This window comes from Streptomyces coeruleoprunus (genome assembly GCF_039542925.1).
Classification (GTDB): Bacteria; Actinomycetota; Actinomycetes; order Streptomycetales; family Streptomycetaceae; genus Streptomyces; species Streptomyces coeruleoprunus.
Genome location: NZ_BAABIT010000001.1, coordinates 4461673 through 4486414, shown reverse-complemented (window position 1 = coordinate 4486414; position 24742 = coordinate 4461673). Strand labels below are relative to the sequence as shown.

21 protein-coding genes and 1 tRNA gene are annotated in these 24742 nt (G+C 71.5%); 15 read left to right on the top strand and 7 right to left on the bottom strand.

What is annotated here, in order from left to right:
• Positions 1-43: 43 nt before the first annotated feature.
• Together ABEB09_RS20100 and ABEB09_RS20095 are read left to right on the top strand one after the other, a co-directional pair.
• Positions 44-865 (top strand): DUF4352 domain-containing protein, encoded by an 822-nt coding sequence (locus tag ABEB09_RS20100; protein WP_345691300.1) that lies wholly within the window; start codon positions 44-46, stop codon positions 863-865.
• A gap of 113 nt (positions 866-978) precedes the next feature.
• Entirely contained in the window at positions 979-1785 is an 807-nt protein-coding gene (locus ABEB09_RS20095; RefSeq protein WP_345691299.1) for a hypothetical protein, read from the top strand.
• A gap of 89 nt (positions 1786-1874) precedes the next feature.
• Here the strand turns inward: ABEB09_RS20095 and ABEB09_RS20090 are convergent, their stop codons facing one another.
• The 3 genes from ABEB09_RS20090 to ABEB09_RS20080 all read right to left on the bottom strand — a co-directional run bounded on the left by ABEB09_RS20090 (position 1875) and on the right by ABEB09_RS20080 (position 6888).
• Positions 1875-2627 carry an N-acetyltransferase gene (locus tag ABEB09_RS20090; protein ID WP_345691298.1) on the bottom strand — a complete coding sequence of 251 codons (753 nt, stop codon included), beginning with the start codon at positions 2625-2627 and terminating at the stop codon, positions 1875-1877.
• A 65-nt stretch (positions 2628-2692) separates the two neighbouring features.
• The gene (mfd, locus tag ABEB09_RS20085; protein WP_345691297.1) at positions 2693-6223 is read right to left on the bottom strand and encodes a transcription-repair coupling factor; all 3531 of its coding nucleotides are present in this window, start codon (positions 6221-6223) and stop codon (positions 2693-2695) included.
• Positions 6224-6417: 194 nt separating this feature from the next.
• Positions 6418-6888: a hypothetical protein gene (locus tag ABEB09_RS20080; protein WP_345691296.1), complete on the bottom strand. Its 471-nt coding sequence runs from the start codon at positions 6886-6888 to the stop codon at positions 6418-6420.
• Here ABEB09_RS20080 and ABEB09_RS20075 point away from each other — a divergent pair.
• The gene (locus tag ABEB09_RS20075) at positions 6881-8485 is read left to right on the top strand and encodes an MFS transporter (protein ID WP_380839946.1); all 1605 of its coding nucleotides are present in this window, start codon (positions 6881-6883) and stop codon (positions 8483-8485) included. The genes ABEB09_RS20080 and ABEB09_RS20075 overlap by 8 nt on opposite strands.
• Here the strand turns inward: ABEB09_RS20075 and ABEB09_RS20070 are convergent.
• Positions 8457-9233 (bottom strand): alpha/beta fold hydrolase, encoded by a 777-nt coding sequence (locus ABEB09_RS20070; RefSeq protein ID WP_345691295.1) that lies wholly within the window; start codon positions 9231-9233, stop codon positions 8457-8459. The two genes, ABEB09_RS20075 and ABEB09_RS20070, sit on opposite strands and share 29 nt — an antisense overlap.
• Before the next feature lie 191 nt (positions 9234-9424).
• Here ABEB09_RS20070 and ABEB09_RS20065 point away from each other — a divergent pair, with 191 nt between their 5' ends.
• Genes ABEB09_RS20065 through ABEB09_RS20050 form a run of 4 tightly spaced genes read left to right on the top strand, consistent with a single transcriptional unit; the run spans position 9425 to position 13178 of the window.
• On the top strand, positions 9425-9850 hold the full coding sequence (locus ABEB09_RS20065) for a hypothetical protein (RefSeq protein WP_345691294.1): 426 nt from the start codon (positions 9425-9427) through the stop codon (positions 9848-9850).
• Positions 9851-9865: 15 nt separating this feature from the next.
• Positions 9866-12133 carry a DUF6571 family protein gene (locus ABEB09_RS20060; RefSeq protein WP_345691293.1) on the top strand — a complete coding sequence of 756 codons (2268 nt, stop codon included), beginning with the start codon at positions 9866-9868 and terminating at the stop codon, positions 12131-12133.
• Position 12134: 1 nt separating this feature from the next.
• Complete coding sequence (locus tag ABEB09_RS20055) at positions 12135-12803, top strand: hypothetical protein (RefSeq protein ID WP_345691292.1); 669 nt, start codon at positions 12135-12137, stop codon at positions 12801-12803.
• Positions 12804-12839: 36 nt separating this feature from the next.
• The gene (locus tag ABEB09_RS20050; RefSeq protein ID WP_345691291.1) at positions 12840-13178 is read left to right on the top strand and encodes a hypothetical protein; all 339 of its coding nucleotides are present in this window, start codon (positions 12840-12842) and stop codon (positions 13176-13178) included.
• Positions 13179-13197: 19 nt separating this feature from the next.
• Here the strand turns inward: ABEB09_RS20050 and ABEB09_RS20045 are convergent, their stop codons facing one another.
• Both ABEB09_RS20045 and ABEB09_RS20040 read right to left on the bottom strand, forming a co-directional pair.
• Positions 13198-15726: an SUKH-4 family immunity protein gene (locus ABEB09_RS20045; RefSeq protein ID WP_345691290.1), complete on the bottom strand. Its 2529-nt coding sequence runs from the start codon at positions 15724-15726 to the stop codon at positions 13198-13200.
• 7 nt (positions 15727-15733) lie between these two features.
• Positions 15734-16717: an SMI1/KNR4 family protein gene (locus ABEB09_RS20040; RefSeq protein ID WP_345691289.1), complete on the bottom strand. Its 984-nt coding sequence runs from the start codon at positions 16715-16717 to the stop codon at positions 15734-15736.
• Between the two features lie 228 nt (positions 16718-16945).
• Here ABEB09_RS20040 and ABEB09_RS20035 point away from each other — a divergent pair, with 228 nt between their 5' ends.
• Together ABEB09_RS20035 and ABEB09_RS20030 are read left to right on the top strand one after the other, a co-directional pair.
• Positions 16946-17470, top strand: coding sequence for a YwqJ-related putative deaminase (locus ABEB09_RS20035; protein ID WP_345691288.1), 525 nt, complete (start codon positions 16946-16948; stop codon positions 17468-17470).
• 11 nt (positions 17471-17481) lie between these two features.
• Positions 17482-17970, top strand: a complete 489-nt coding sequence (locus ABEB09_RS20030) for an SUKH-3 domain-containing protein (protein WP_345691287.1) — start codon at positions 17482-17484, stop codon at positions 17968-17970.
• 91 nt (positions 17971-18061) lie between these two features.
• On the opposite strand, the gene ABEB09_RS20025 is transcribed toward ABEB09_RS20030, so the two are convergent.
• Entirely contained in the window at positions 18062-19411 is a 1350-nt protein-coding gene (locus tag ABEB09_RS20025; protein ID WP_345691286.1) for a sensor histidine kinase, read from the bottom strand.
• A 157-nt stretch (positions 19412-19568) separates the two neighbouring features.
• Here ABEB09_RS20025 and ABEB09_RS20020 point away from each other — a divergent pair, with 157 nt between their 5' ends.
• From ABEB09_RS20020 to pth, 6 genes are all read left to right on the top strand, one after another.
• On the top strand, positions 19569-20444 hold the full coding sequence (locus ABEB09_RS20020; RefSeq protein ID WP_345691285.1) for a hypothetical protein: 876 nt from the start codon (positions 19569-19571) through the stop codon (positions 20442-20444).
• Between the two features lie 7 nt (positions 20445-20451).
• A tRNA-Gln gene (locus ABEB09_RS20015) sits at positions 20452-20522 on the top strand.
• Between the two features lie 152 nt (positions 20523-20674).
• Positions 20675-22126 carry a bifunctional UDP-N-acetylglucosamine diphosphorylase/glucosamine-1-phosphate N-acetyltransferase GlmU gene (gene glmU / locus ABEB09_RS20010; protein ID WP_345694002.1) on the top strand — a complete coding sequence of 484 codons (1452 nt, stop codon included), beginning with the start codon at positions 20675-20677 and terminating at the stop codon, positions 22124-22126.
• A gap of 110 nt (positions 22127-22236) precedes the next feature.
• Positions 22237-23214: a ribose-phosphate diphosphokinase gene (locus ABEB09_RS20005; protein ID WP_345691284.1), complete on the top strand. Its 978-nt coding sequence runs from the start codon at positions 22237-22239 to the stop codon at positions 23212-23214.
• Between the two features lie 263 nt (positions 23215-23477).
• A complete protein-coding gene (locus ABEB09_RS20000) occupies positions 23478-24065 on the top strand; it encodes a 50S ribosomal protein L25/general stress protein Ctc (RefSeq protein WP_345691283.1) in 588 nt (195 codons plus the stop codon).
• Between the two features lie 70 nt (positions 24066-24135).
• A complete protein-coding gene (pth, locus tag ABEB09_RS19995; protein ID WP_345691282.1) occupies positions 24136-24732 on the top strand; it encodes an aminoacyl-tRNA hydrolase in 597 nt (198 codons plus the stop codon).
• Positions 24733-24742 lie beyond the last annotated feature (10 nt).

Sequence of the window (24742 nt, the reverse complement as noted above, 5' to 3'; positions counted from 1 at the left end):
CGGCTCCGACCACACGTCATGTCTTGTCCTGGAGGGCAAACCCATGTCCCACTCCATGCAGCAGCCCCAGTACGGCGCCCCCGCACCCGCCCCCGTGGGCCCGGCCCGCAACGGCCTGGGCATCGCCGCCCTGGTGCTGGGCATCATCGGCACCGTCTCGGGCTTCATCCCCCTGTTCTTCTGGCTGGCCGGCATCCTCGGCCTGATCGCCCTGATCCTGGGCCTCGCCGGCCGGGGCCGCGCCAAGCGCGGTGAGGCCACCAACAAGGGCGTCGCCCTGACCGGCGCGCTGCTGGGCCTCGCGGCGCTGATCCTCTCGGTCGTCGGCGCGGTGATCACGTTCAAGGCCGTGGACGACGCCGTGACCGACATCAAGAAGGAGCTGAACAGCACCGCGCCGAAGGGGGCGACCGGCAGCAACGGCAAGGGCGCGAACGCGTCCGGCAAGCCGTCCGCCAAGGCGGAGCTGCCCGAGGTGCTGGCCGCCGACGACACCCTCGTCTACGACGGCGGCCTGGAGGTCACGGTCTCCGCGGCCAAGGCGTACAAGCCGGGCGAGTTCGCCATCGGCCACGAGTCCGGCAACAGGGCGTACTCGGTCACCGTCACCATCACGAACACCGGCAAGGAGAAGTTCGGCGCCGACCTGCTCACGCTCACCGCCCGCGCCGGCGAGAAGGGCGTGACCGCCGAGGAGATCTTCGACGGCGACACCGTCGGCGGCGGCTTCAGCGGCACCGTCCTGCCCGGCAAGACGGCCACGGCCCAGTTCGCCTTCAGCGCGCCCGCCGACGCCAAGACGCTCTCCATCGAGGTCAGCCCCGGCCTGGAGCACGAGGCCGGCCAGTGGGAGCTGAAGCTCTGACCCGGCGGCTCACCACCCGCTGAGGCACACGCACTCCCGCCACGCCCGCCCCCGCCCCCACGTTCGACACCCCCCACTCCCCCCTCCCCCGAGATGCCCTGGAGCACTGCCCCATGTCTGCCCACGTCGCCCCCGCCCGCCGCCGGTCCACCCGTCCCCTGATCGCCGGCCTCTGCACCCTCGCCGCGCTCGGCCTCACGGCGTGCGGGCCCGGCGGCACGAGCGGTACCAGCGGCAGCGGCGGAAGCCGTGGCGGCAGCGGCGCCGCCGCGACCAAGGCGAGCGGCCCGTTCGCGGACCTGTCCGGCCCGCAGATCCTCAACAAGGCGATCAAGGCCACCAAGACGGCCTCGTCCGTCACCCTCGACATGGACGTGAAGAACGGCGAGGGCCCCATGAAGGCGTACCTGGCCCTCAACACCAAGGGAGAGTGCGCGGGCACGATCACCATGGGCACGGCGGGCACCATGGAACTGATCAAGACCGGCGACAAGGCCTACTTCCGCGTCGACGAGGCCTTCCTGCGCTCGGAGAACAAGGACGAATCCCCGGAGGAGACCGAGGCGATCCTCAAGGAGCTCAAGGGCCGCTGGATGAAGAGCGACGCCTCGGACCCGGAGACCAAGAAGGACCTCGAGATGTGCGAACTCGACACGATGCTCGCCGAGTTCGAGACGGGTCTGAACTTCGCCCGCAAGGGCGAGGAGACCACCGTCGACGGCCGCAAGGCGCTGAAGCTCACCGAGTCCGACGGCAAGTCGACCACCACGTCCTACGTCGCCACGGAGGGCGAGCCGTACCTGCTCAAGATAGTGATCCAGGGCGGCGACGAGCCCGGCACGATCCTCTTCAGGGACTACAACAAGCCCGTCGTGGCCAAGGCACCGGCCGCCAAGGACGTGCTCGACCTCGACGCCTGAGCCGTCGGCCACCGCCAGGTCCTCCGGGGACCGGCCTCACCTAGGGGGGGAGAGGCCGGCCCCCGGACTTTCCGCTTCCGCAGGGAGACTTACGCCCCGATCCGGTGCCGCACCCACACATTGGGCTCCACGTACACGGCGTACCCGGCCGTCGTGTCGCAGCGGACCGGCGCCAGGGCGCCCGCCACCTCCACCGGGCCGTCCGTGTCGAACGGCAGCCCCGTCCACTCCCGCCACCGGTCCAGGTCGTGGGCGATCGCCATGGACGCCGGCGCCACGCCCTCGATCACCGCGCCCGCCCGCACATGGACGCGCAGCCACGGGTCGTGGGGCAGCCCGTCGGACTCCCGCGTACGGAACGCGTACTCGTCCATCGGCGTCCCCGGCTCCAGGTGCTTGCCGTTCGGCCGGACCGGGGCCACGACCTCGTCGAAGCCGAGGCGCCGGGCGTTGTCGCGCATCGCGGCGAGCATCACCGAGGACAGGCCGCGGCCCAGCACGCCCCGCGCGAGGGTGATCTCGATCGCGCTCACCGTGTCGGGCTCGCGGCCCTCCTGCCGGTCCTCCCACGCCCACAGCAGCACCTGGTCCCAGCCCCGCCCGGGCAGCCGCCCGCGCCCCTCGGCGGCCAGCCGGAACGGCACGCTGAACGAGCGCGCCACCACCGTGCCGTCGGCGTCGGTCGCCACCTGCACGTACTCGGGCAGTTCCCGGACCATCCACGGGTAGGCCAGGTCCGACACGGGGTCGTGCATCATGAACGGCGGCCACAGGTGCGGCATCCGCCACAGGGCGTCCAGCAGTCCGGGGCGCTCGGCGAGGGTGGTGATCGTCAGATCCATGACGGCAGGCTAGGCAGCCGTCCCGCCGAGCGCCCACCGCTTTTCCGGCGGGCGCCCTCCGCCGGCTACGACCCCAGGATCGTGGTCAAGAACTCGCCCGTCCACGCGAGCAGTTCGCGCCCCACGACCGGCTTGCCGCCGATCGTGCCCGTCGTCGGCCGCGGCACCAGGATCTGCCGCGTCGGCGCCTTGACGACCGTGCGCGGATACAGCCGCTTGAGGCGCAGCTCCTGCGACTCGCGCAACTCGACCGGCGCGAAGCGGACGTTGTTGCCCTGCAGGACGATCTCGCCGACCCCGCAGGCCCGCGCGAGCATGCGCAGCCCCGCCACGAGGAGCAGGTTCTCGACGGGCTCGGGCAGCTTGCCGTACCGGTCGGTCAGCTCCTCGCGTACGGCCTTGATGTCCTCCTCCGAGTTGGCGGAGGCGATCGCCCGGTACGCCTGGAGGCGCAGCCGCTCGCCCGGCGCGTAGTCGTGCGGGACGTGCGCGTCGACCGGCAGCTCGATCTTGACCTCCAGCGGCGGCTCCTCCTCGACACCGCCCTCCAGCGAGGCCCGGTAGTCGGCGACGGCCTCGCCGACCATCCGCACATACAGGTCGAAGCCGACGCCCGCGATGTGACCGGACTGCTCGCCGCCCAGCAGGTTGCCGGCGCCGCGGATCTCCAGGTCCTTCATCGCCACGTACATGCCGGCGCCCATCTCGGTGTGCTGGGCGATCGTCGCCAGCCGCTCGTGCGCGGTCTCCGTCAGCGGCTTCTCCGGCGGGTACAGGAAGTACGCGTAGCCGCGCTCGCGGCCACGGCCGACACGGCCGCGCAGCTGGTGCAGCTGCGACAGGCCGAAGTTGTCGCCGCGCTCGACGATGAGCGTGTTGGCGTTGGAGATGTCGATGCCGGACTCGACGATCGTCGTCGAGACGAGCACGTCGAACTTCTTCTCCCAGAAGTCCACCACGACCTGTTCGAGGGTGGATTCCGACATCTGGCCGTGGGCGATGGCGATCCGCGCCTCGGGCACGATGTCGCGCAGCTTGGCCGCCACCCGGTCGATGGACTCGACACGGTTGTGGATGTAGAAGACCTGGCCCTCGCGCAGCAGTTCACGGCGGATGGCGGCGCCGATCTGCTTCTCCTCGTACGGGCCGACGAAGGTGAGGACCGGGTGCCGCTCCTCGGGCGGGGTGGTGATCGTCGACATCTCGCGGATGCCGGTGACGGCCATCTCGAGCGTACGGGGAATGGGTGTGGCGGACATCGTCAGCACGTCCACATTGGCGCGGAGCTTCTTCAGCTGCTCCTTGTGCTCGACGCCGAACCGCTGCTCCTCGTCGACGATGACCAGGCCCAGGTCCTTGAACTTCGTCTCGGACGAGAACAGGCGGTGCGTGCCGATGACGATGTCGACGGAGCCCTCCTTCAGCCCCTCCAGGGTGGCCTTCGCCTCCGTGTCGCTCTGGAACCTCGACAGCGCCCGTACGACGACGGGGAACTGGCTGTACCGCTCGCCGAACGTACCGAAGTGCTGCTGCACCAGCAGCGTGGTGGGGACGAGGACGGCGACCTGCTTGCCGTCCTGGACCGCCTTGAAGGCGGCGCGGACGGCGATCTCCGTCTTGCCGTAGCCGACGTCGCCGCAGATCAGCCGGTCCATGGGGACCGACTTCTCCATGTCCTCCTTCACCTCGGCGATCGTGGACAGCTGGTCGGGCGTCTCCGCGTACGGGAAGGCGTCCTCCAGCTCGCGCTGCCAGGGCGTGTCCGGCCCGAAGGCGTGCCCGGGTGCGGCCATCCGCGCCGAGTACAGCTTGATGAGGTCGGCGGCGATCTCCTTGACGGCCTTCTTCGCCCGCTGCTTGGTCTTGGTCCAGTCGGCGCCGCCGAGCCGGTGCAGCGTCGGGGCCTCGCCGCCGACGTACTTGGTGACCTGCTCCAGCTGGTCGGTGGGGATGTAGAGGCGGTCGCCGGGCTGGCCGCGCTTGGCCGGGGCGTACTCGACGAGCAGGTACTCGCGGGTGGCGCCCTGCACCGTGCGCTGCACCATCTCGATGTAGCGGCCGACGCCGTGCTGCTCGTGGACGATGTAGTCGCCCGCCTCCAGGGTCAGCGGGTCGATGGTCTTGCGGCGGCGGGTGGGCATGCGCCGGCCGTCCTTGCCGGCGGCCTTCTGGCCGGACAGGTCGGTCTCCGTCAGCACGGCCAGCTTCAGACCGGGGTCGACGAAGCCGTACTCGATGGAGCCGCACGCCACGTGCACCAGGGACGGGGAGATGTCGGGCAGGTCCGCGTCCAGGCGGGCCGCGATGCCCTCCCCGCCCAGGACCTCCACCGTGCGGGCGGCCGGGCCGTGCGCCTCGGTCACGAAGACCGTGCGCCAGCCGTCGGCGAGCCACCCCTTGGTGTCGGCCAGGGCGCGGGCCGTGTCGCCGCGGTAGGACTCGGGGGCGTGCATGCCCAGCTGGAGCGTGTCCTGCTCCAGCTCGGCGTCCGCGGCGAACGGGGACACCGACCACCACAGCATGCCCAGCTCGCGGGCCCGGTCACGGACGTCCGCGATGGACCACAGGGACGCGGCGCCGACGTCGATGGGCGCCTCCCCGCCGCCGGCGGTGGCCGCCCAGGACGCCTGGAGGAACTCCTGGCTCGTCGCCACCAGGTCGGCGGCCCTCGTGCGCACCCGCTCGGGGTCGCACACGACCGCCATGGAGCCCTTCGGCAGCACGTCGAGCAGCAGCTCCATGTCGTCCACGAGCACCGGGGCCAGGGATTCCATGCCGTCGACGGCGATGCCCTCGGCGATCTTGCCGAGCAGCTCGCCCAGCTCCGGGTGGGCCTCGGCGAGCGCGGCGGCCCGCTCCCGCACCCGCGGGGTCAGCAGCAGCTCACGGCAGGGCGGCGCCCACAGGCCGTGCTCGGCGACCTCCAGGGACCGCTGGTCGGCGACCTTGAAGTACCGGATCTCCTCGACGTCGTCCCCCCAGAACTCCACGCGCAGGGGATGTTCCTCGGTCGGCGGGAAGACGTCCAGGATGCCGCCGCGCACGGCGAACTCGCCGCGCTTCTCGACCAGCTCGACCCGCTGGTACGCGGCGGCCGACAGGCCCTCGACGGCCTCGTTCAGGTCGGCGGTCCATCCGGTGCGCAGGCTGACCGGCTCCAGGTCGCCGAGCCCCTTGACCTGCGGCTGCAGCACCGAGCGGATCGGCGCGACGACCACCTGGACGGGGCCGGCCGCCGGGTCGTCCGGGGCCGGGTGCGCGAGGCGGCGCAGCACCGCCAGGCGCCGGCCGACGGTGTCGCTGCGGGGCGAGAGCCGCTCGTGCGGCAGGGTCTCCCAGGCCGGGTACTCCACCACGGCGTCCGGGTCCAGCAGCGACCGCAGGGCGGCCGCCAGGTCCTCCGCCTCCCTGCCGGTCGCGGTCACGGCGAGCACCGGCCGCCCGGTGTCCCGGGCCAGCGCGGCCACCGCGAAGGGACGCGCGGCGGGCGGGCCGACCAGGTCGACATGGGCCCGGTGCCCGTCGGCGGCGGCCTTGACCGCTTCGGCGAGGGCGGGGTCCTTGACGACGGCGTCGAGCAGACCGTGCAGGCTCATGGGGGCTTTCCGTCCGTGGTCGGGAGTGGCAACGCAAACGGCCCGACACGTCACACGGGCCGGGGGTCTCCCAGCGTACGACGCCGGTGTGACGGCCGCGCCCGAAACCTCGTGCGGACCTGCCGGGGCGACCTGTCCGGCCACCGGGAGGGACCTTCCGCCGCGGGGCCGGGGCTGAGAGGGTGTCCCGGGAATTAGATGCAGGGGGAAAGGATCGCTCGGGTGACGTCGAGGGGCAGCACGGAGGGGACGGAAGGGACGGGGAAGCCCGACGCCACGGAGGGTGCGAGGGTCTCGGAGGCGAGGACACCCGCGGAATCCGGCACGGGAGCCCCGGCGCCCGGCGAAGCCGACACGAAGGCGGCAGCCTCCGCAGGGCCCCGTACGGACGGGACGGCGGCCGGCACGGGAGCCCCGGCGCCCGGCGAAGCCGGCACGAAGGCGGCAGCCTCCGGGGGTCCCCGTACGGACGGGACGGCGGCCGCTCCGGGGCCCGGTACGAGAGCGCCGGCGCTCGGCGACGCCCGCATGAAGGCGGCGGCCTGCGGGGATCGCCGCGCAGACGGGACGACGGCCGCCCGGGGGCCCGGGGCGCTCGGCGACGCCCGCACGAAGGCGGCGGCCTCCGGGGGTCCCCGTACGGACGCGGCTGCGGCGGTGGGCACGGCCGGAAGCGGTTCCGCCTCGGCGGGCGCGGCAGCCCGTACGGAAGGGGCCGCGGCCGGCGCCACGCGGCGGGGTCCGGTGGTCGCCGCGCTGATGCTGGGCATGGCGCTCGCGGCCCTGGACAGCACCGTCATCGCGACGGCCGTCCCGCAGATCGTGGGCGACCTCGGCGGCTTCTCCGTCTTCTCCTGGCTGTTCTCCGGCTACCTGCTCGCCGCGACGGTCACGATCCCCGTGTACGGGCGGCTGTCGGACACCTTCGGCCGCAAGCCGGTGCTCATCGCCGGCATCGTGCTGTTCCTGGCGGGATCGCTGCTGTGCGCGGCGGCGTGGAACATGGCGGCGCTCATCGCGTTCCGGGTGGTGCAGGGCCTGGGCGGCGGGGCGCTCCAGGGGACGGTGCAGACGCTGGCGGCGGACCTGTACCCGCTGGAGGAGCGCCCGAAGATCCAGGCGCGGCTCTCCACCGTGTGGGCGACGTCCGCGGTGGCCGGCCCCCTGGTGGGCGGGCTGCTCGCGGCGTACGCGGACTGGCGGTGGATCTTCCTGGTCAACCTGCCGCTGGGCGGTCTCGCGCTGTGGCTGACCGCCCGCCACCTGGTGGAGCCGCAGCGGGCCCGGAGCACGGAGCGGGCGCCGGTGGACTGGCCGGGCGCGCTGCTGGTGTTCGCGTCGGGGGCGCTGCTGCTGACCGCGCTGGTGCAGGGCGGGGTGGCGTGGCCGTGGCTGTCGGCGCCGTCGCTGGGCCTGCTGGCGGGCGGGGTGCTGCTGGTGCTGGCGACGGTGGTGGTGGAGCGGCGGGCCGCGGCGCCGATCGTGCCGGGGTGGGTGTGGCGGCGCCGAACGATCGCGGCGGTCAATCTGGCGCTGGGCGCGCTGGGTCTGCTGATGGTGGCGCCGGCGGTGTTCCTGCCGACGTACGCGCAGGCGGTGCTCGGGCTGGGCCCGATCGCCGCGGGCTTCGTCCTGTGCGTGATGACGCTGAGCTGGCCGGTGAGCGCGTCGCTGTCCCACCACCTGTACCGGAGGGTGGGCTTCCGGCAGTCGGCGCTGATCGGCATCGGTCTGGCGGGCCTGATCCTGCTGTCCTTCCTCCTCCTGCCCTACCCGGGCGAACCGTGGCAGCCGGCCCTGATCATGCTGGCGCTCGGGGCGGCGCTCGGCCTGTTCCAGCTGCCGCTGATCGTGGGCGTGCAGTCGACGGTCGGCTGGCACGAGCGCGGCACGACGACGGCGTCCGTGCTGTTCTGCCGCCAGATCGGGCAGAGCCTGGGCGCGGCGCTGTTCGGGGCCGTCGCGAACGGCGTGCTCACCGCCCGCCTCGGCGAGGGCGACGCCCCGGGCGGCGACCTCGACACGGTGGCCCGCGCCCTGGACGACCCCGAGGGACTTCCGGCCGCGACGGTGGAGGCGCTGCGGCGGGCGGTGGACGCGGCGGTCGAGTACGTCTACGCGGGCGCTGCGGCAGCGGCGGGCCTGGCACTCCTGGCCCTGCTGATCGCACCGCGCCGCTTCCCGGTGCTCAAGGAACCGGCGCTCCAGGAACAGCCGATCCACAAACCGTCACTCAGGGAAGACGAGGAAAAGGCACCCTGAACCCCTCGGCGACAGCCGCGGCGAACCCGCCCGGATTGTCGATCATCATGTCGTGGCCGGCGTCCGGGACCTCGATGACCGGCACGCCGGCCGCCTCCATGCGGTCGGCCTCGGCATCGGGCCGCGTGTGGGCGCCGACGAGGAAGGCACGGGGCCGGTCGAGGCCGACGAGGAGGTCACCGGCCGACGGCGAGGTGCCCTCGACGAGTGCGACGGAGCTGCGGTGCACGGCGACGGGATCGGCGAGCCGCAGCCGCGCCGCGTAGTCCGCGCGCGGCGTCTCGGCCACCATCCGCGCGAACCCCTCCCGTACGAAGGCGTCCTCGGTCTGCGCGGCCACGGGCGAACTGAACATCCCGCCACCCGGGTAGAGATTGGGCTCGGCGACGACGAGCCGCGCCACGAGATCCGGCCGCGCGGCAGCCAGATGAACGGCGACGGCCCCACCCATGGAGTGCCCCAGCAACTCCACACCGCCGAGCCCCTCGTGCTCCAGCACCTCGGCCACGACGGCCGCCTGCTCCTCCACCCGGTACCGGAACCCCCGCGGCCGGTCGCTGAGCCCGAACCCGAGCAGATCGACGAGCACCGCGCGCCGCCCGGCGAGCGGCCCCCGCGTGACGACGTGCGCGAAGTCCGACCCGGCCGTACACCCGAGCCCGTGCACGCACACGGTGACGGGCCCGTCCCCGGGTATCTCGATCCACCGCACGTACGCGCCCACACCCTTGAGGAACAACGACCGCATGCCCACCCCCGTCTGCCGCCCCGATCGACTTCCGGCCACCCTAGCCAGCCAGGACCATGCCACACACGCCGGTTCCCGACGCAACTCGCCGCGATCCAGCCACGGTTGGCAAGGAGCGACGACCCGCACTACGTTCTCAGCGATCCACGAGTGACACACAGTGATGACCGCGTACCGCACCGGGGGCACGAATGGCATGGGACGAGTGGGAACAGGCCAAGCAGGACGCGGCCGCGACACGCACACGGCTCAACCAGCTGCCGCCCGGCGCCGACGGCAGGGCCCCGTCCCCGCGCGCAGACCTCGTCGTCCACGACGACGTGCTGGGCGCACTGGGCGACCTGGCGCGCCGCCTGCGCGACCAGGTGTCCCGTGACGGCGACCACGCGCGCGTGGCCACGTCCGAGGCGGCCACGGAACTGACCGCCGACGGCCTCGACACGGGCGGCGGGCTCCGCGCGGTCCATGACGCGTGGATCACCAAACTGGCCACCCTCAAGGACGCCTGCGCCCATATCTCCAACCACCTCGACTATTCACGCGCCACGCACCGCCAGGACGACCACAAGATCGCGACGGACATGTCGGTGTCCGGCATCGGGAACGCGATCAAGTAAGGGGAGAGCCGACCGATGGTGACCTGCAGCGAACTGCGTGACCTGCGCCTGGGCAAGCTCGGGACGGCGGTGACGCAGTGGGGCGAGATGGTCCGCAAGCTCACCCTCCTAGCCGAGGGCGGCGACGGCGGCCCCAACGCGGCCGACTTCGCCCGCAGGGCCGCCGCGGCCGACTGGCAGGGCGACAACGCCACGGTGACGAAGGCGTTCACCACGACGACGGCCCGCCAGTTCACCGACATCCTCACCGAGGCCCGCAGCATCCACGCCGTCCTCCGCGACGCCCACACCCAACTGGCCAAGTGCCAGGGGGAGCTACGGGCGGCGATCGAGAAGTGGTCGGCGAAGGGCGTCCGCTTCGAGGGCAATGGCGCGGCCTTCAGCCCTCCCCGGCTCGCCGACAACTCGACTCCCGACGAGCGGCCCTCCCCGGAGGACCTCAACGCCGCCACCTCCGAGGTGCGCCGGATCCTCGCCGACGCGACCGAGACCGACCGCATCGCGGCGAGAGCACTGCGCGGCCATGCGCAGAACAAGAACGACTTCGACGAGAAGGGCCACCGCAGCCTCAAGGACGCCGACCTCCAGCAGGGCCGCGAGGACGCCGAGACGGCGCTCGGGCTGGCGTCCAAGGGAGCGGACATGACCGACGCTGACCTGAAGCGGTTCAACACGCTGACGGAACACCACCGCGACAACGCGGCCTTCGCCGAACGGTTCGCGACGAAACTTGGTGCCACCTCCACCCTGGCGTTCTGGAAGAGCATCGCCGATCCCTATCCCGGAGTCCCCAAGGACAGCGCCCGCGCACGGCTCCTCGCGGTGACGCAGGAGAACCTGGGCATGACCCTGGCCACAGCCACGCACAGCGCCTCACCTGCGATGCAGGCATGGGAGAGGGGGGTCATCGCGGCCGGTGGCACACGCATCGGCGAGAACGGCCCATACGGCTTCCAGGTCATGAGCAGCCTGATGCGCAAGGGCACGTGGGAGACCGGGTTCCTCGGCACGTACGGGCGGAAACTCATCGAGTTCGAGCGATCCAGCCCCGTGCACGGCGGTCCCAGAGCACTGTGGAACTTCGGCCGTCCCCCTCATCTCACCTACCCTCCCGGTACGGCCGCGTCCGACAACGACCCGATCGCCGGCTTCATGGAGGCGCTGGGGCACAACCCGAAGGCCTCTCTGGAATTCTTCGGCGAATCGACCGGCACCGGTGCCAAGGATGGTCTGAGAGCGGTCGGGAACTGGGACTACCTGGTCGACAAGGGCACCGACAACAAGGACGCCCGTGACTGGCCGACCGACCGCGACGGCAAGACGGACGGCTACGCCGGTCTCGGCCACGCCTTGGAAGCAGCGACCCTCGGCTACGCGTACGACGCCGAGAACCCGTCTGTCCCGTCGGCTGCAACCCCGGAGGGACAGAGCTGGCGCGACTCCCGGACCGCCCTGATGGAGCGGGTCGTCGACCACTACCAGTCCACCGGCCTCATCGACAAGCAGGACGGCATCCGCCCGAGCTTGGCGCGGATGGCGGCCGGCCATATCGACAGCCTCAACTACTCCGTCGACAACTTCGCCGGTTCTGGCGACGCGGCCGGGCGGGACACCGTGTTCGGCGCGGATCGGCATCGCCTGCGTGACTTCGGCCGCTTCGACAGCGCGGCCTTCCTCCGCGCCCTCGCCTCCGACCAGGACGCGTACGAGACGGTGTCGGCCGCCCAGCAGCTGTACGGCACCAGCGCGATGGCCGCGCAGGGGGCCGACGACCCGGCCGTGAGGGATGCGGGCCTGCAGAACGTCTACATGCACGGCCTCTTGGACAGTGCCCGCTCCGAGGCCATCGGCAAGGAATTCGCCGACGAGGCGGAGCGGCGGAACCTCGAACTGGAGAAACAGGCCGCATGGCGTGGGTTCGTCACGTCAGCAGTCGTCGGGGCGGGCGTGGGCGCGGGCACGGCACTGGTCACCGGCACCGGCCTGGGCGCGGTCCTCATCCCCATCGCGGTCGAAACCGTGGGCGGCGCCGTCGAAACGCATGTCGCGACACAGACGATGGACTGGCTGAAGGCGAACAAGTTCGACAACAGCGACGAAGCCAACGAGGGCTTGGACGCGGCACGGGAGGTGGGCGAGCGGCAGGCCGCCACACCTCTGCTGAACTGGGCACAGGACCGGGGACTCTCCAGGACCGAGATCTCAGAGGTCATGGACGCCGCGGAGGGTGCGTACGGCAGGGGCCGTGATCTCGTGGACACCGACGACAGGCGGGGACACTGACGTGCGCAAGTGGTGGGTTCCAGGGGTGCTGGCGCTGTTCCTCGGAGTGGCGGGGTGCGCGATCGATCCGGTCTCGGAGCCCGAGCCGGTCGCGGACCACCGTGCCTTGTGTGCGGAGGTTCTCGGCGGCTCCGCGGTCGAGTGGCTGGAGCGACAGGCCGCCCCCGTCGAGCTGGACTACGCAACCAGCGCGGATATCGCGGAGGCGCGGGACCGGATCCACCGGAATCTACGCTCCTGGGAACCGGGCCAGGGGCACTCGGCCATCACTCTCTCCAACATCGATGTGTGCCTGGCCGCAGGGCCGGGAATCGGGAATTACCTCCTGGACTACGACACGTGGCACAACGGGATCGACACGGTCCGAGCCCCCGTCGGTGGTACCAGGACCCGGCTGAACGCCGATGTCCTCCTGACGGCCGAGCGTTCCTCCGGCAGTCGGGCCACCGGCAGGTACAGCCTGTACGTGGCGTGCCAGCTCCCGGGGGCCGCCCCACAACAGGGGAGAAACGTGCTGGTCCGGGGTCGGCTGACCGACACCCTCACCAGCGACAAGAGCCCCCGAACCCCCCTCACGCACCTCCTCCACTCCGCCCACGTCATGGCGAAGGCCCTCGGGTGCACCAACAAGCCGGTCATCCCCGCCGAACCGCCGGCCTTCGTCAAGTAGGGGATCTTCACAGACCTGTGGCCGACAATGGCGCGCATGGAGCCGATCGATGGTCGTGACGTGGAAGAAACGGGCCTCACCGTGTGCGGTGCCCTGCACGGCGGGATCGATCCCTTCGATGCCGCCGCTCGTCTGGAGGCCCGGGGATGGAGGACCTTCGCCGCGTCCTGGCACTCCTACGAAGCGGTCACCGGGTGGTGTCGTATCGAGATCGATCGGACCGCGGGCGGGACGACCCTTGTGAACGGGGTCGTCGAGCGTGAGCGGTTCGATGAGCTGGCCCGCGTGCTGGGTTCGTTCGGAGGGGGCTTCGTGCTGGAGTTGTACGACGGCGGCGGCACGCTCGTCGGCGGACGTGGCGAGGGCCCCGGCTGAGCCGGGGCCCTCGGGGGCGTTACAGCAGGCCGTCCCACATCTGCTCCAGCAGGACCGACCACCAGCTCTCCGGCGACGACAGGGCCGCCGGGTCCAGCATGGACAGCTGGGCCTGGAAGTCGACCGTCCAGCGGCCCGCCTGATCCGGGGTCAGGCCGAAGCGGAGGCGCCACATGCGGCCCAGCAGGGCCAGGCAGCGGGTGAACTCGGGCAGGCCCGTGTTCACGAACTGCGGCGCCACCGGCTGGCCGCCCGGGCCCGCCTCCACCGGGACGGCCACGATGTGCGCCGTCCCGTACTGGACGCAGATCGCGCGGCCGAAGTCGGAGCCGAGCACCAGGTACGAACCGGCATCCGTGGCCGGCTGGACCTGGCGCTGCGCGGCCAGTTCCGCGAGCGTCGGAACCACCGGCTGCGCGGGCTGCGCCCAGAAGAACGGCCCGAAGTCCGCCGGCAGCCCCGCCCACACCAAGGTGCGCGCCACCAGCTCCGGTACGCCCTGCCGGGACACCGCACGCTGGTCGAACCGGCAGATCCCCTGCGGCCCGAACGCCCCCGCCAGCTCCTGCGCGATGCCCTCCGGCGGGATCGGCTGAGCCGGCTGCACCGGCGGCAGCGGCGCCCGCACCGGCGCCGGGCGCGCCGGGCCGTCCGCGACCTGGTGCAGCTCTCCCTGATGGGCGATCAGCTGCTGCATGCCCTGCTGGCGGCTCGCGTGGTCACGCCCGTACGGGGCGATCGACGTGATCCGCGCCTGCGGCCACGTCTCCCGGATCATCCGGGCGCAGTAGCCGCCGGGCAGCTCGCACGACGCCAGCTCGGTGTGCAGCTCCAGCACCTGCTGCGGCGGCACGTTCATGGCGCGCAGCTCGTGCAGGATCTGCCACTCCGGGTGCGGCGTACCGGGCGCGGAGCGGCGGATGATCTGCGCCTCCGAACCGTCGGGCGCGCGGTAGCGCAGCACCACCTGGTAGCCGGGACCCACGGTGGGCAGGCCCGCGGGCGGTGCCTGCGGGTACCCGTACGCGGGCGCGGGACCGGGCGCCGGTACGGGCCCGGGCGCGGCCGGCGGCGGACCGGGAGGCGCCAGCGGGCCACCCGGCCCCGGCTGCGCCAGCATCGTCGCCGCGTGGTGCACCCCAGCACCGGGCGCACCCGGAGCACCAGGGGCGCCGGGAGCACCGGGAGCGCCAGGCGGTCCCGGAGGCGCCGGCAGTCCGCCCGGCCCGGGGTGCGCCAGCATCGTCGCCGCCTGGTGCGCCCCCGCACCGGGCGGAGGCGTCGAGCCGGGAGGCGCGGGCGGCGCCGGAGGCGGCGGCGTACCCGGACCACCAGGCCCCGGATGCGCCAGCATCGTCGGCGCCTGATCCACCCCCGCACCAGGCGGAGGCGTCGAACCGGGAGGCGCGGGCGGCGCCGGAGGCGGCGGCGTACCCGGACCACCAGGCCCCGGATGCGCCAGCATCGTCGGCGCCTGATCCACCCCCGCACCAGGCGGAGGCGTCGCACCAGGAGCCGGAGGCGGGCCGGGCGGAGGCGTGGCACCGGGCGGCGGCGTCGCCCCCGGCGGCTTCGGGCCGTCAGGGCCCAGCTGCGCCATCAACTGCGTCGGCACGTACCCGCCCGCGGGCGCGCCCGGCACGCCCGGACCCGACGCCGGTGCCGGCGGAGGCGTGGCCGCCGGAGGCCGCGCCCCCGGCGTGCCCGGCGCACCGGGCGGCGGCGGGGTCGTCGTACCGCCACCCCGCGTACCGCCCCGCGCGGCACTCGGCGGAAGCGCGGCCTTGCTCGTCGCCGCGTCCGCGATGTCCGCCGCCCGTACCGCGTCCGGGTCCAGCGCGGGCGCGATCGCGGTGCGCGGGAGCTGGCTGCCGCCCTGCATCAGCGCGGTCGGCGCGTCGGCCGACACCGCCGGCGGCGGCGTGTCGTCGTCGTCCGCACCGGACAGCGCCGGCGCGAACACCGTCGCCGGCAGCGGTACGGAACCGTCCTCGTCCCCCTGCGTCGCGCTCGTGTCGTTCCACGACGACGGAGGCGGGGTCGGGGACGCCGACGAAGCAGGCACGGCGGCTGCGGGGGAGGAAGCCGGCGTCGGGGACACGGCCGGCTCCGCCGGCGTCTCCTCCGCGTCGCCCTCCCCGGCACCGCCCGACTCCGCCCGCCTGTCCGGGATGCCCAGCCTGTCCGCCGCGTCCTGCAGCCACTCCGGCGGCGTCAACAGGAACGACGTCTGGTTCAGGTCGATACGCTCCGGCGCAGGAGCCGCGGCCTCCGGCGCGTCCGCCGCCGACGCCCCGTACTCCTCCTCGTACCGGCGGATCACCTCACCCACCGGCAGCCCCGGCCACAACGTCGCCTCGCCACTGTCCCGGGCGATGACCATCCGGTGCCGGGCGCCGTCCGACACCGGGCCGTCCGGACGGTCCTCCCCCCACACCACGAAACCCAGCTCGAACTCCCGCACCCGGACCACGCGGTGCTGGTACGCCGGCACGTCGCCGTTGATCCACTCCTCGGCGCGCTCCTGCGCCTGCGCGAACGTCACCATCGGTCCGTCACCCCTCGCCCGTGACGGGAACGGCACGCGCGAAGCCACCGTCCACCATCAGGTTCGCCACCGTCTCCAACTCGGGCGGACTGCCCGCCAGCCGCTGCAGGAACTCGTCGAAATCCGCTCCACACGGCAGGAGCAACCGCTCCATGCGCTCCTGGAGCACCGACCCGTCCCCGTCCCGCGCGTCGTCGTACGGGCAGAACCACACCGAACCCGTCGACGCACCCCGCACCTTGACCGCCAACAGGCCGCCCTGCACGAACGCGACGCCCAGGTAGTCCTTCGTGAGATGGTCCCGCAGACACTTGTTGACGTACACCACGTCATTGGCGCCCGCCCGGTCCCGCACCGTGAAGAACGGCTGGTCGATCAGCAGACCCAGCTCCGCGTCCAGCGCCACCCCGACCGGGGCACAGCCACCCGCGGCCTTCAGGAACGACCGGTACGAACCCGGCAACCGGTACCCCAGGTCCTCCTCCACACCCTGGAGCTGCGACTCCGACACCGACACCGCGCCCTTGGGCAGCCCGAAATGCGCCGGACGAGTCTCCTGCAGCGGACGCGTACCCCGCTTGTTCTGGTCGACGGCAGCAGTCGCCAGCCCACCGTGATGCCGCAGCAGCGCCTTCACCTCGACCGGGATCAGCTCCATACGACGCGAACCCGGCACGTGGTGCCAGGTCCAGCCGTGCGGCGTCGCCACCGGCGGGAGCGTGTCCCACAACGCATGGCCGTCCGCGTGCAGCGCCGCGTTGGCGGACACGTAGTCCGTCAGCCGCAGCTCATCCACGCCGAAGCCCTCCGGCGGCTCCGCGATCTCGGCCGCCGCACGCGCGTACGCCGAGAAGTCCGGGTAGCCGTTCGCGTCCACCCGCACCCCTCTGGGGTGACGGGAGGCCCGGACCGGGTCCGGGAAGTTCACGACCTGCCCGGCGTAGGCCGCGTTCGGCGGCGCGGCTTGGTGCCCGAGCCGACCTGTCGTCATGGCGGTTGCCCCCTGCTGCTGCTGGCTGGTTCCGCACAGCCTATGCGGTGGGGCAATACGGCGGTCCCGGCCTCCGGTTCGGTGACCATCCGTCACCCCCAGGTGACCCATCGGCGAGCACACGACACTCACGTGGCACGTTTCAGCGACCCCGTTTCCCATCAGCTCACCCATTTGGCAGGCTGTCCACGCAACTGGGGGGATTGCACAGAGGGGACAGCACGCACCATGCACGCAGCGCAACCAGGCACGACGCCGGCCCACACCGCCGGCACCGGCGACCCACGCCTCTCGTGGAGCAGCACGACCCCCGACCGCGCCCCCGTACTGCGCCACCGCCGCGACGGCATACTGCCCACCGTCGGCGCGGCACTCTCCGTACGCGGCGAGACACTCACCTGCACCGCGGCCCGCGGCAACCAGCCGCCCGCCCTTCACCCCCTCGTACAGGACTTCCTCGACACCCTCACCAGCGGGCAACGGGAACGCTTCACCGGACGCTGCCCCGAAGCCATCCTGCTCTCCCGGCACCTGACCGCCACCGAGGACAGCCGCTCCAAGCGCTCCCGCCGCAAGCCGCTGACCCACAGCGAAGCCCGCCGCTCCCTCAGGAACGCCAAGATCACCGCCCGCCGCATCCGCGAGGACGGCGATCCACTGCACGGCAGCTACGCGGCCCCCTGCCGCTCCTGCACCGCACTCCTCGCCCACTTCGGCGTACGCCCCGTCGACCCGACCCTCCAGAACGGCTGACCGCACCCGACATGCCCGACCTGAACACCACCCGCTTCCCCGTCGCCGTCGACGCCGCCCTGCGGGAGGCCGGCTGGCAGCCCGGCCGCTGGGACATCAAGCAGGCCGAGCACTGGGCCGACACCCTGCGCGCCCACGTCTCACCCGCCGGGCACCGGCACAGCGTGTTCCCCGCCGCCGTGGAGGCATGGGCGGAATTCGGCGGCCTGCACATCACCTCCCCCGGCCCCGGCCGCCACATCGCCCCGACCCCCCTGCTCGTCGACCCCCTCGCCGGACTCCACCTGGCCCGCACCCTCGCCGACCTCGGCCGCGCACTGGAGACGGAACTCGCACCACTGGGCGCCGAAACCACCCACCAGGCCGTCCTCGCCATCGACAGCGAAGGCCGCGTCTACAGCCTGGACCACTCGGGCGACTGGTACCTGGGCCACGACATCGACCACGCCCTCACCTCCCTGATCACCGGCACCCACCCCGTACGCCTGACGAACCCCTGAGACCGGGCCTTCGGACCGCACGGCTCCGCCACCGCCGACCACGCGCCCGGCGGCGCCGGCCACCCGGCGCAGGGGCGAGCCCGACGCCGACCTACGCCGCCGCCGTCCCCACCGGCAGAACCGCCGATACGCGGAACCCACCCGCATCCGTCGGACCCGAGACGAAAACACCGCCCAGGGCCGTGACCCGCTCCCGCATACCCACCAAGCCATTGCCACCGCTCGGCAGACCCGCGTCCGGCGCACCGACACCGGACGGCCCGTTCTCCACCTGCATCGCCACCTCACCACCCCGGTGCGCCAGCCGGACGACCACCTCCGCACCCGGCGCGTGCTTGTGCACGTTCGTCAGCGCCTCCTGCACCACGCGGTACGCGGTCTGCTCGACCTCCGACGCATACGACCGCACCTCCCCCGTCACCCGCAGATCGACCACCGTGCCGACCGCCCGCGACTGCTCGACCAACTCCTCCACATCCCCGATACCGGGCCCCGCCCCATCCCCCGCGGCCCGCGCCGCGGCCGCCGCGGCCCGCCCCACAGCGGCCAGCGGCTCAGCAGCAGCGGACTCGGCCTGCGCGGCCGACCGCGCCTCCACCGACCGGCCCACCGGCTCGTCCGACCGCAGCACACCCAGCATCTGCCGCAACTCCGCCAGCGCCTGCCGGCCCATGTCCCCGACCAGCGCCGCGTTCCTCACCGCCTTCTGCGGATCCTTCAACGCCACCGCCTGCAACGCCGCCGCGTGCACGACCATCAGACTCACCCGGTGCGCCACCACGTCGTGCATCTCCCGGGCGATCCGGGTGCGCTCCTCCGTACGCGCCATCTGCGCCTGCTGCTCCGCCCGGTCCGCCAGCAGCGACAGCTCCTGCTCCAGACTGTCGGCCCGCTCCCGCAAGCTCTCCATGAGCCGACGCCTGGCTCCTATATAGAGCCCGAACAGCACCGGCGGAGCCGTCAGCCCCAGCGACAGGAACACCGCCACCAACGGCACGTACCAAGGACCCGGCTGGAAGTCCGCGGCCGCCACGTCCTGCCGGACCCGCACGAACGTCACGATCAGCACCGCGACCAGCGACATCCCCGCCAAAGCCGCGACGATACGACGCGGCACCTCCGCGGCGGCCAGCGTGTACAGGCCCACCAGACTCATGAGGTAGCCCATCTCGGCGGGCGTGATCGCGATCGACACGAGCACGACGAAAACCGGCCACCGCCGCCGCACCACCAGCGCCGCCCCGGCGACCAGCCCGAACAGCACCCCCACCGCCTCGGGCAGCGACGCCTCCCCGGCGAAGCCCACCCCCTCGGCCGCACACTCCAGGGCCGACAACACGGCCAGCCCCACATCCAGCACGGCACTCCGCCGCCGCCCCCACCACCACCAGCCACGGGCAACCGTGCCCGCGGCGTCCTGGTGCGCCCCCGTTGTGGTCATGCGTTCCAGCCTACGGGCGCGGCCCGGTCACCCGCTTGCGAAGGTCGCCCAGCACAGGAAACGACCACGCGTCCGCAAAACGAGCGCATGTCCCCCGAACAACTGAATCGACTCGATTTTCGACCCGATCGTCCGCATACCGGACGAGGCTGCCGCCATGACAACCTCCCTCAGCAAGTACGCCGACTTCGAGGGCCTGCGCGAGCAGGCGATCGCCCTGCGCAGGCAGGGCTGCAGCCTCCGCCAGATCCGCGACCGCCTCGGCATCCACAACAACGAGATCCTCAACCGCCTCGTCAAAGGCGAACCGCCCCCGGAGTGGACGCAGCGCCCCAACGCCAAGGACGACCTCCGCGACCGCGCCCGCGAGCTGCGACTCCAGGGCATGACGTACGACCAGATCCAGGTCGAACTCGGCTGCTCGAAGAGTTCGATCTCGCTGTGGGTGCGGGACCTCCCCAAGCCCGAAAGGAAGCGCAGCCGCGAGCAGGCATCGGCCATCGCCAGACGCGGCTGGGAGGCAAAACTCCGCATCCGGGACGAGGAGCGCCGCCGCACAAAGGAGGCGGCGCGCACAGAGATAGGAGCATTGCTGCCCGAGCGCGAGCTGTTCATGATCGGCATCGCCCTCTACTGGGCCGAGGGAACCAAGGACAAGCCCTACGTCCGGCGAGAGCGCGTGACCTTCGTCAACAGCGACCCGAACGTGATCCTCGTATTTCTGGCATGGCTCGACATGCTGGGAGTGGCACGCGAGCGACTCCGCTTCCACCTGATGATCCATGAAACGGCCGACATCCCCGCCGCCGAGGACTATTGGGCCGACCTCGTCGGGGCGGACCGGAGCGCGTTCCACAAGACGACTCTCAAGAGGCACAACCCGAAGACCGTCCGCTCCAACGTCGGCGAGGCCTACATGGGGTGCCTCGCCATCAAGGTGCGGCAGAGCGCCGACCTGTACCGTCGCATCGAGGGCTGGTGGTACGGCATAGTAGGGGCTGCGCCAACACCCGATCACTCAAATCGGACATAGGCACCATCCCGGGTCGTCTAAGGGCAAGACGTCAGATTTTGGTTCTGATCATGGGGGTTCGAGTCCTCCCCCGGAGCACATTCCATGGTTCGGGTCCTGACCTGCGGGTCGGGACCTTTTTTTCGTGCGGCGCAGCCCGCAACCCGCACCCCCTCAGCCCGCCCCCAGGTCGCCCCACGTCCCCCCGGTATCCTGCGCATGTCCACCACCCGAAGCCGAAGGGCATACCCGTGAGCGCCAACCGCCCGGCCGCCGTCGTCGTCCTCGCCGCGGGTGAGGGCACCCGCATGAAGTCGAAGACCCCCAAGGTCCTGCACGAAATCTGCGGGCGTTCCCTCGTGGGACATGTCGTCTCCGCCGCGCGTGAACTGGACCCGCACCACCTGTGTGTCGTTGTCGGGCATGCCCGCGAGCAGGTGACCGCGCACCTGGAGGAGCACTACCCGGGCACCCGCACCGCCGTGCAGTACGAGCAGAACGGCACCGGTCATGCCGTGCGCATGGCGCTGGAGGAGCTGGGTCAGGAGAGCATCGACGGCACGGTGATCGTCGTGTGCGGCGACACCCCGCTGCTGTCGGGCGAGACGCTGGGCGCGCTCGCGGCGACGCACGCCGCCGACGGCAATGCCGTGACGGTGCTGACGGCCGAGGTCCCGGACTCGACGGGCTACGGCCGGATCGTGCGGGAGGCCGGGACGGGCGCGGTGACGGCGATCGTGGAGCACAAGGACGCCTCTGATGAGCAGCGGGCCATCAAGGAGATCAACTCCGGTGTGTTCGCGTTCGACGGGCGGCTGCTCGCGGAGGCGCTGAAGAAGGTGCGTACGGACAACAGCCAGGGTGAGGAGTACCTCACGGATGTGCTGGGGATCCTGCGTGAGGCCGGGCACCGGGTGGGTGCGTCGGTGGCGGGCGACCACCGGGAGATCCTGGGTATCAACAACCGGGTGCAGCTGGCCGAGGCGCGTGCGCTGTTGAACCTGCGGCTGCTGGAGCGGGCGATGATGGCCGGTGTGACGGTGGTGGATCCGTCGTCGGTGCAGGTGGACGTGACGGTGACGTTCGAGCGGGACGCTGTGGTGTACCCGGGGACGCAGTTGCTGGGTGCGACGCATGTCGCGGAGGACGCCGAGGTCGGTCCGAACACGCGGTTGAAGGACACGTCGGTCGGTCGGGGTGCGCGCGTGGACAACACGGTGGCGGATTCGGCCGTGGTGGGTGAGGGTGCCTCGGTGGGTCCGTACGCGTATCTGCGTCCGGGGACGCGTCTGGGTGCGAAGGGCAAGATCGGTACGTACGTCGAGACGAAGAACGCGACGATCGGCGAGGGTACGAAGGTGCCGCATCTGTCGTACGTGGGTGATGCGACGATCGGCGATCACTCGAACATCGGCGCGGCGAGTGTGTTCGTGAATTACGACGGTGAGAAGAAGCACCACACGACGATCGGGTCCCACTGCCGGACCGGATCGGACAACATGTTTGTGGCTCCTGTCACGGTCGGGGACGGCGCTTACACCGCCGCCGGCTCTGTGATCACCAAGGACGTGCCGCCGGGCTCACTGGCCGTGGCCCGTGGTCAGCAGCGGAATATCGAGGGTTGGGTCGCCCGGAAGCGGCCCGGGAGCGCGGCTGCGCAGGCGGCTGCGGCGGCGTCGGGAGAGGCCGGCGGCGAAAGCTGACCGAAAACACGTACGCCGGACTCGGCGTACCGTGATACGTGCACACAAATTCGGCTGGTTCGCGGCACACGGGACACGCGGCCAGGGAACACGTCTGAGGAGACAGTGCTGTGACCGGGATCAAGACGACCGGCGAGAAGAAGCTGATGCTCTTCTCCGGCCGCGCCCACCCCGAGCTGGCCGAGGAGGTCGCGCACCAGCTGGGTGTCGGTCTGGTGCCGACGAAGGTCTTCGATTTCGCCAACGGTGAGATCTACGTCCGTTACCAGGAGTCGGCGCGTGGCGCGGACTGCTTCCTGATCCAGAGCCACACGGCTCCGATCAATAAGTGGATCATGGAGCAGTTGATCATGATCGACGCTCTGAAGCGGGCTTCCGCTGCGAGCATCACGGTCATCATCCCGTCGTACGGCTATGCCCGTCAGGACAAGAAGCACAAGGGTCGTGAGCCGATCTCGGCCCGTCTGGTCGCGGATCTGCTGAAGACGGCGGGTGCGGACCGCATCCTCACGGTGGATCTGCACACGGACCAGATCCAGGGCTTCTTCGACGGTCCGGTGGATCACCTGACGGCTCTTCCGGTGCTGGCGGACTACGTGGGTTCGAAGGTCGACCGGTCGAAGCTGACGATCGTCTCGCCGGACGCGGGTCGTGTGCGGGTGGCGGACCGCTGGTGCGACCGGCTGGACGCGCCGCTGGCGATCGTGCACAAGCGGCGTGACAAGGACGTCGCCAATCAGGTGACGGTCCACGAGGTCGTGGGTGAGGTCGAGGGCCGGGTGTGTGTCCTGGTCGACGACATGATCGACACGGGTGGCACGATCTGCGCGGCCGCGGAGGCGCTGTTCGCGCACGGCGCCGAGGATGTGATCGTGACGGCGACGCACGGCATCCTGTCGGGTCCGGCGGCGGACCGGCTGAAGAACTCGAAGGTGAGCGAGTTCGTGCTGACGAACACGTTGCCGACGCCGGGTGAGCTGGACCTGGACAAGATCACGGTGCTGTCGATCGCGCCGACGATCGCGCGTGCGGTGCGTGAGGTGTTCGAGGACGGTTCGGTGACGAGCCTGTTCGAGGAGATGGCGTGATCGCGCGCTGATCCCGGGCGCCGAGGATCGTGAAGGGGCCGTCTCCCGTCGGGGGGCGGCCCTTTCCGCTGGGTGTGGCGGTGCGGTGATCGAATTGGGTGTGCCGAGTGGTGCCGAGTAGACTGGCGAGGTTGCTCGGCGAGGGAGGCCGTGGTCCTGGTGACCCGGCGGTCCGTTATCGACGCGCTCTTCGTAGCAGGCCCAGTCCAGTCGTGGCCGAGTGACCACGACCGATTTCCGTCTGAGACATACGAGGAGTGCTCATGTCCGAGGTGAAGATCACCGCGTCCCTCCGCACCGAGTTCGGCAAGGGTGCCGCCCGCCGCATCCGCCGCGAGAACGAGGTTCCGGGCGTTCTGTACGGCCACGGCTCCGAGCCGGTCCACCTGACCCTGCCGGGTCACGCCCTGATGATGGCGCTGAAGACCCCGAACGTCCTGATCGGCCTGGACTTCGACGGCAAGAGCGAGCTGGCCATCCCGAAGGCCGTGCAGCGTGACGCGCTCAAGGGCTTCCTGGAGCACGTCGACCTGCTGCTGGTCAAGCGTGGCGAGAAGGTCACCGTCGAGGTTCCGGTCCACGCCGAGGGCGAGCTGGCCGCGGGTGGCAACCTGCTGGAGCACGTTCTGAACGCGCTGCCGGTCGAGGCCGAGGCCACGCACATCCCCGAGGCGCTCACGGTCTCCGTCGAGGGTCTGGAGGCCGGCGCCTCCGTCCTGGCGAAGGACATCGCGCTGCCGAACGGCGTGTCGCTGGCCGTCGACGAGGACGCCGTCGTCCTGCAGGTCCTGGCCGCGCAGGCCGAGGAGCCGGCCGCCGAGGGTGAGGGCGAAGAGGCCGCCGAGGCCTGATGATGCCGTGGTGGGGGGTGCCGGGAGGTGCCCCCCACTTCCTTTACGGAGTTCTTGGAGACTGACGCACATGACGACGGATGCCAGCGCCCCCTGGCTCATCGTGGGCCTGGGCAATCCCGGGCCGGGGTATGCGGGGAACCGGCACAACGTCGGGTTCATGGTGGTCGACCTCCTCGCTGACCGTATGGGCGGGAACTTCAAGCGGCACGGCAAGGCGCAGGCGCAGGTCGTCGAGGGGCGTGTGGGGCCTCCCGGGCCGGCCGGGTGCCGTGTGGTGCTGGCCAAGCCGATGTCGTACATGAACCTGTCGGGCGGGCCGGTGGTGGCTCTGCGTGACTTCTACAAGGTGCCGACGGCGCGGATCGTGGCGGTCCATGACGAGCTGGACATCGATTACGGGACGCTGCGGCTGAAGCTGGGTGGCGGTGACAACGGGCACAACGGGCTGAAGTCGATGACGAAGGCCATGGGTCCGGACTATCACCGGCTGCGGTTCGGGATCGGCCGGCCGCCGGGTCGGATGCAGGTGGCGGACTTCGTCCTGAAGGATTTCTCGGGGGCGGAGCGCAAGGAGCTGGACTACTTCGTGGACCGTGCGGCGGATGCCGTGGAGTGCCTGGTCACGGAGGGTCTGGAGCGTGCGCAGTCCGCGTACAACTCCTGAGGCGAGCGTC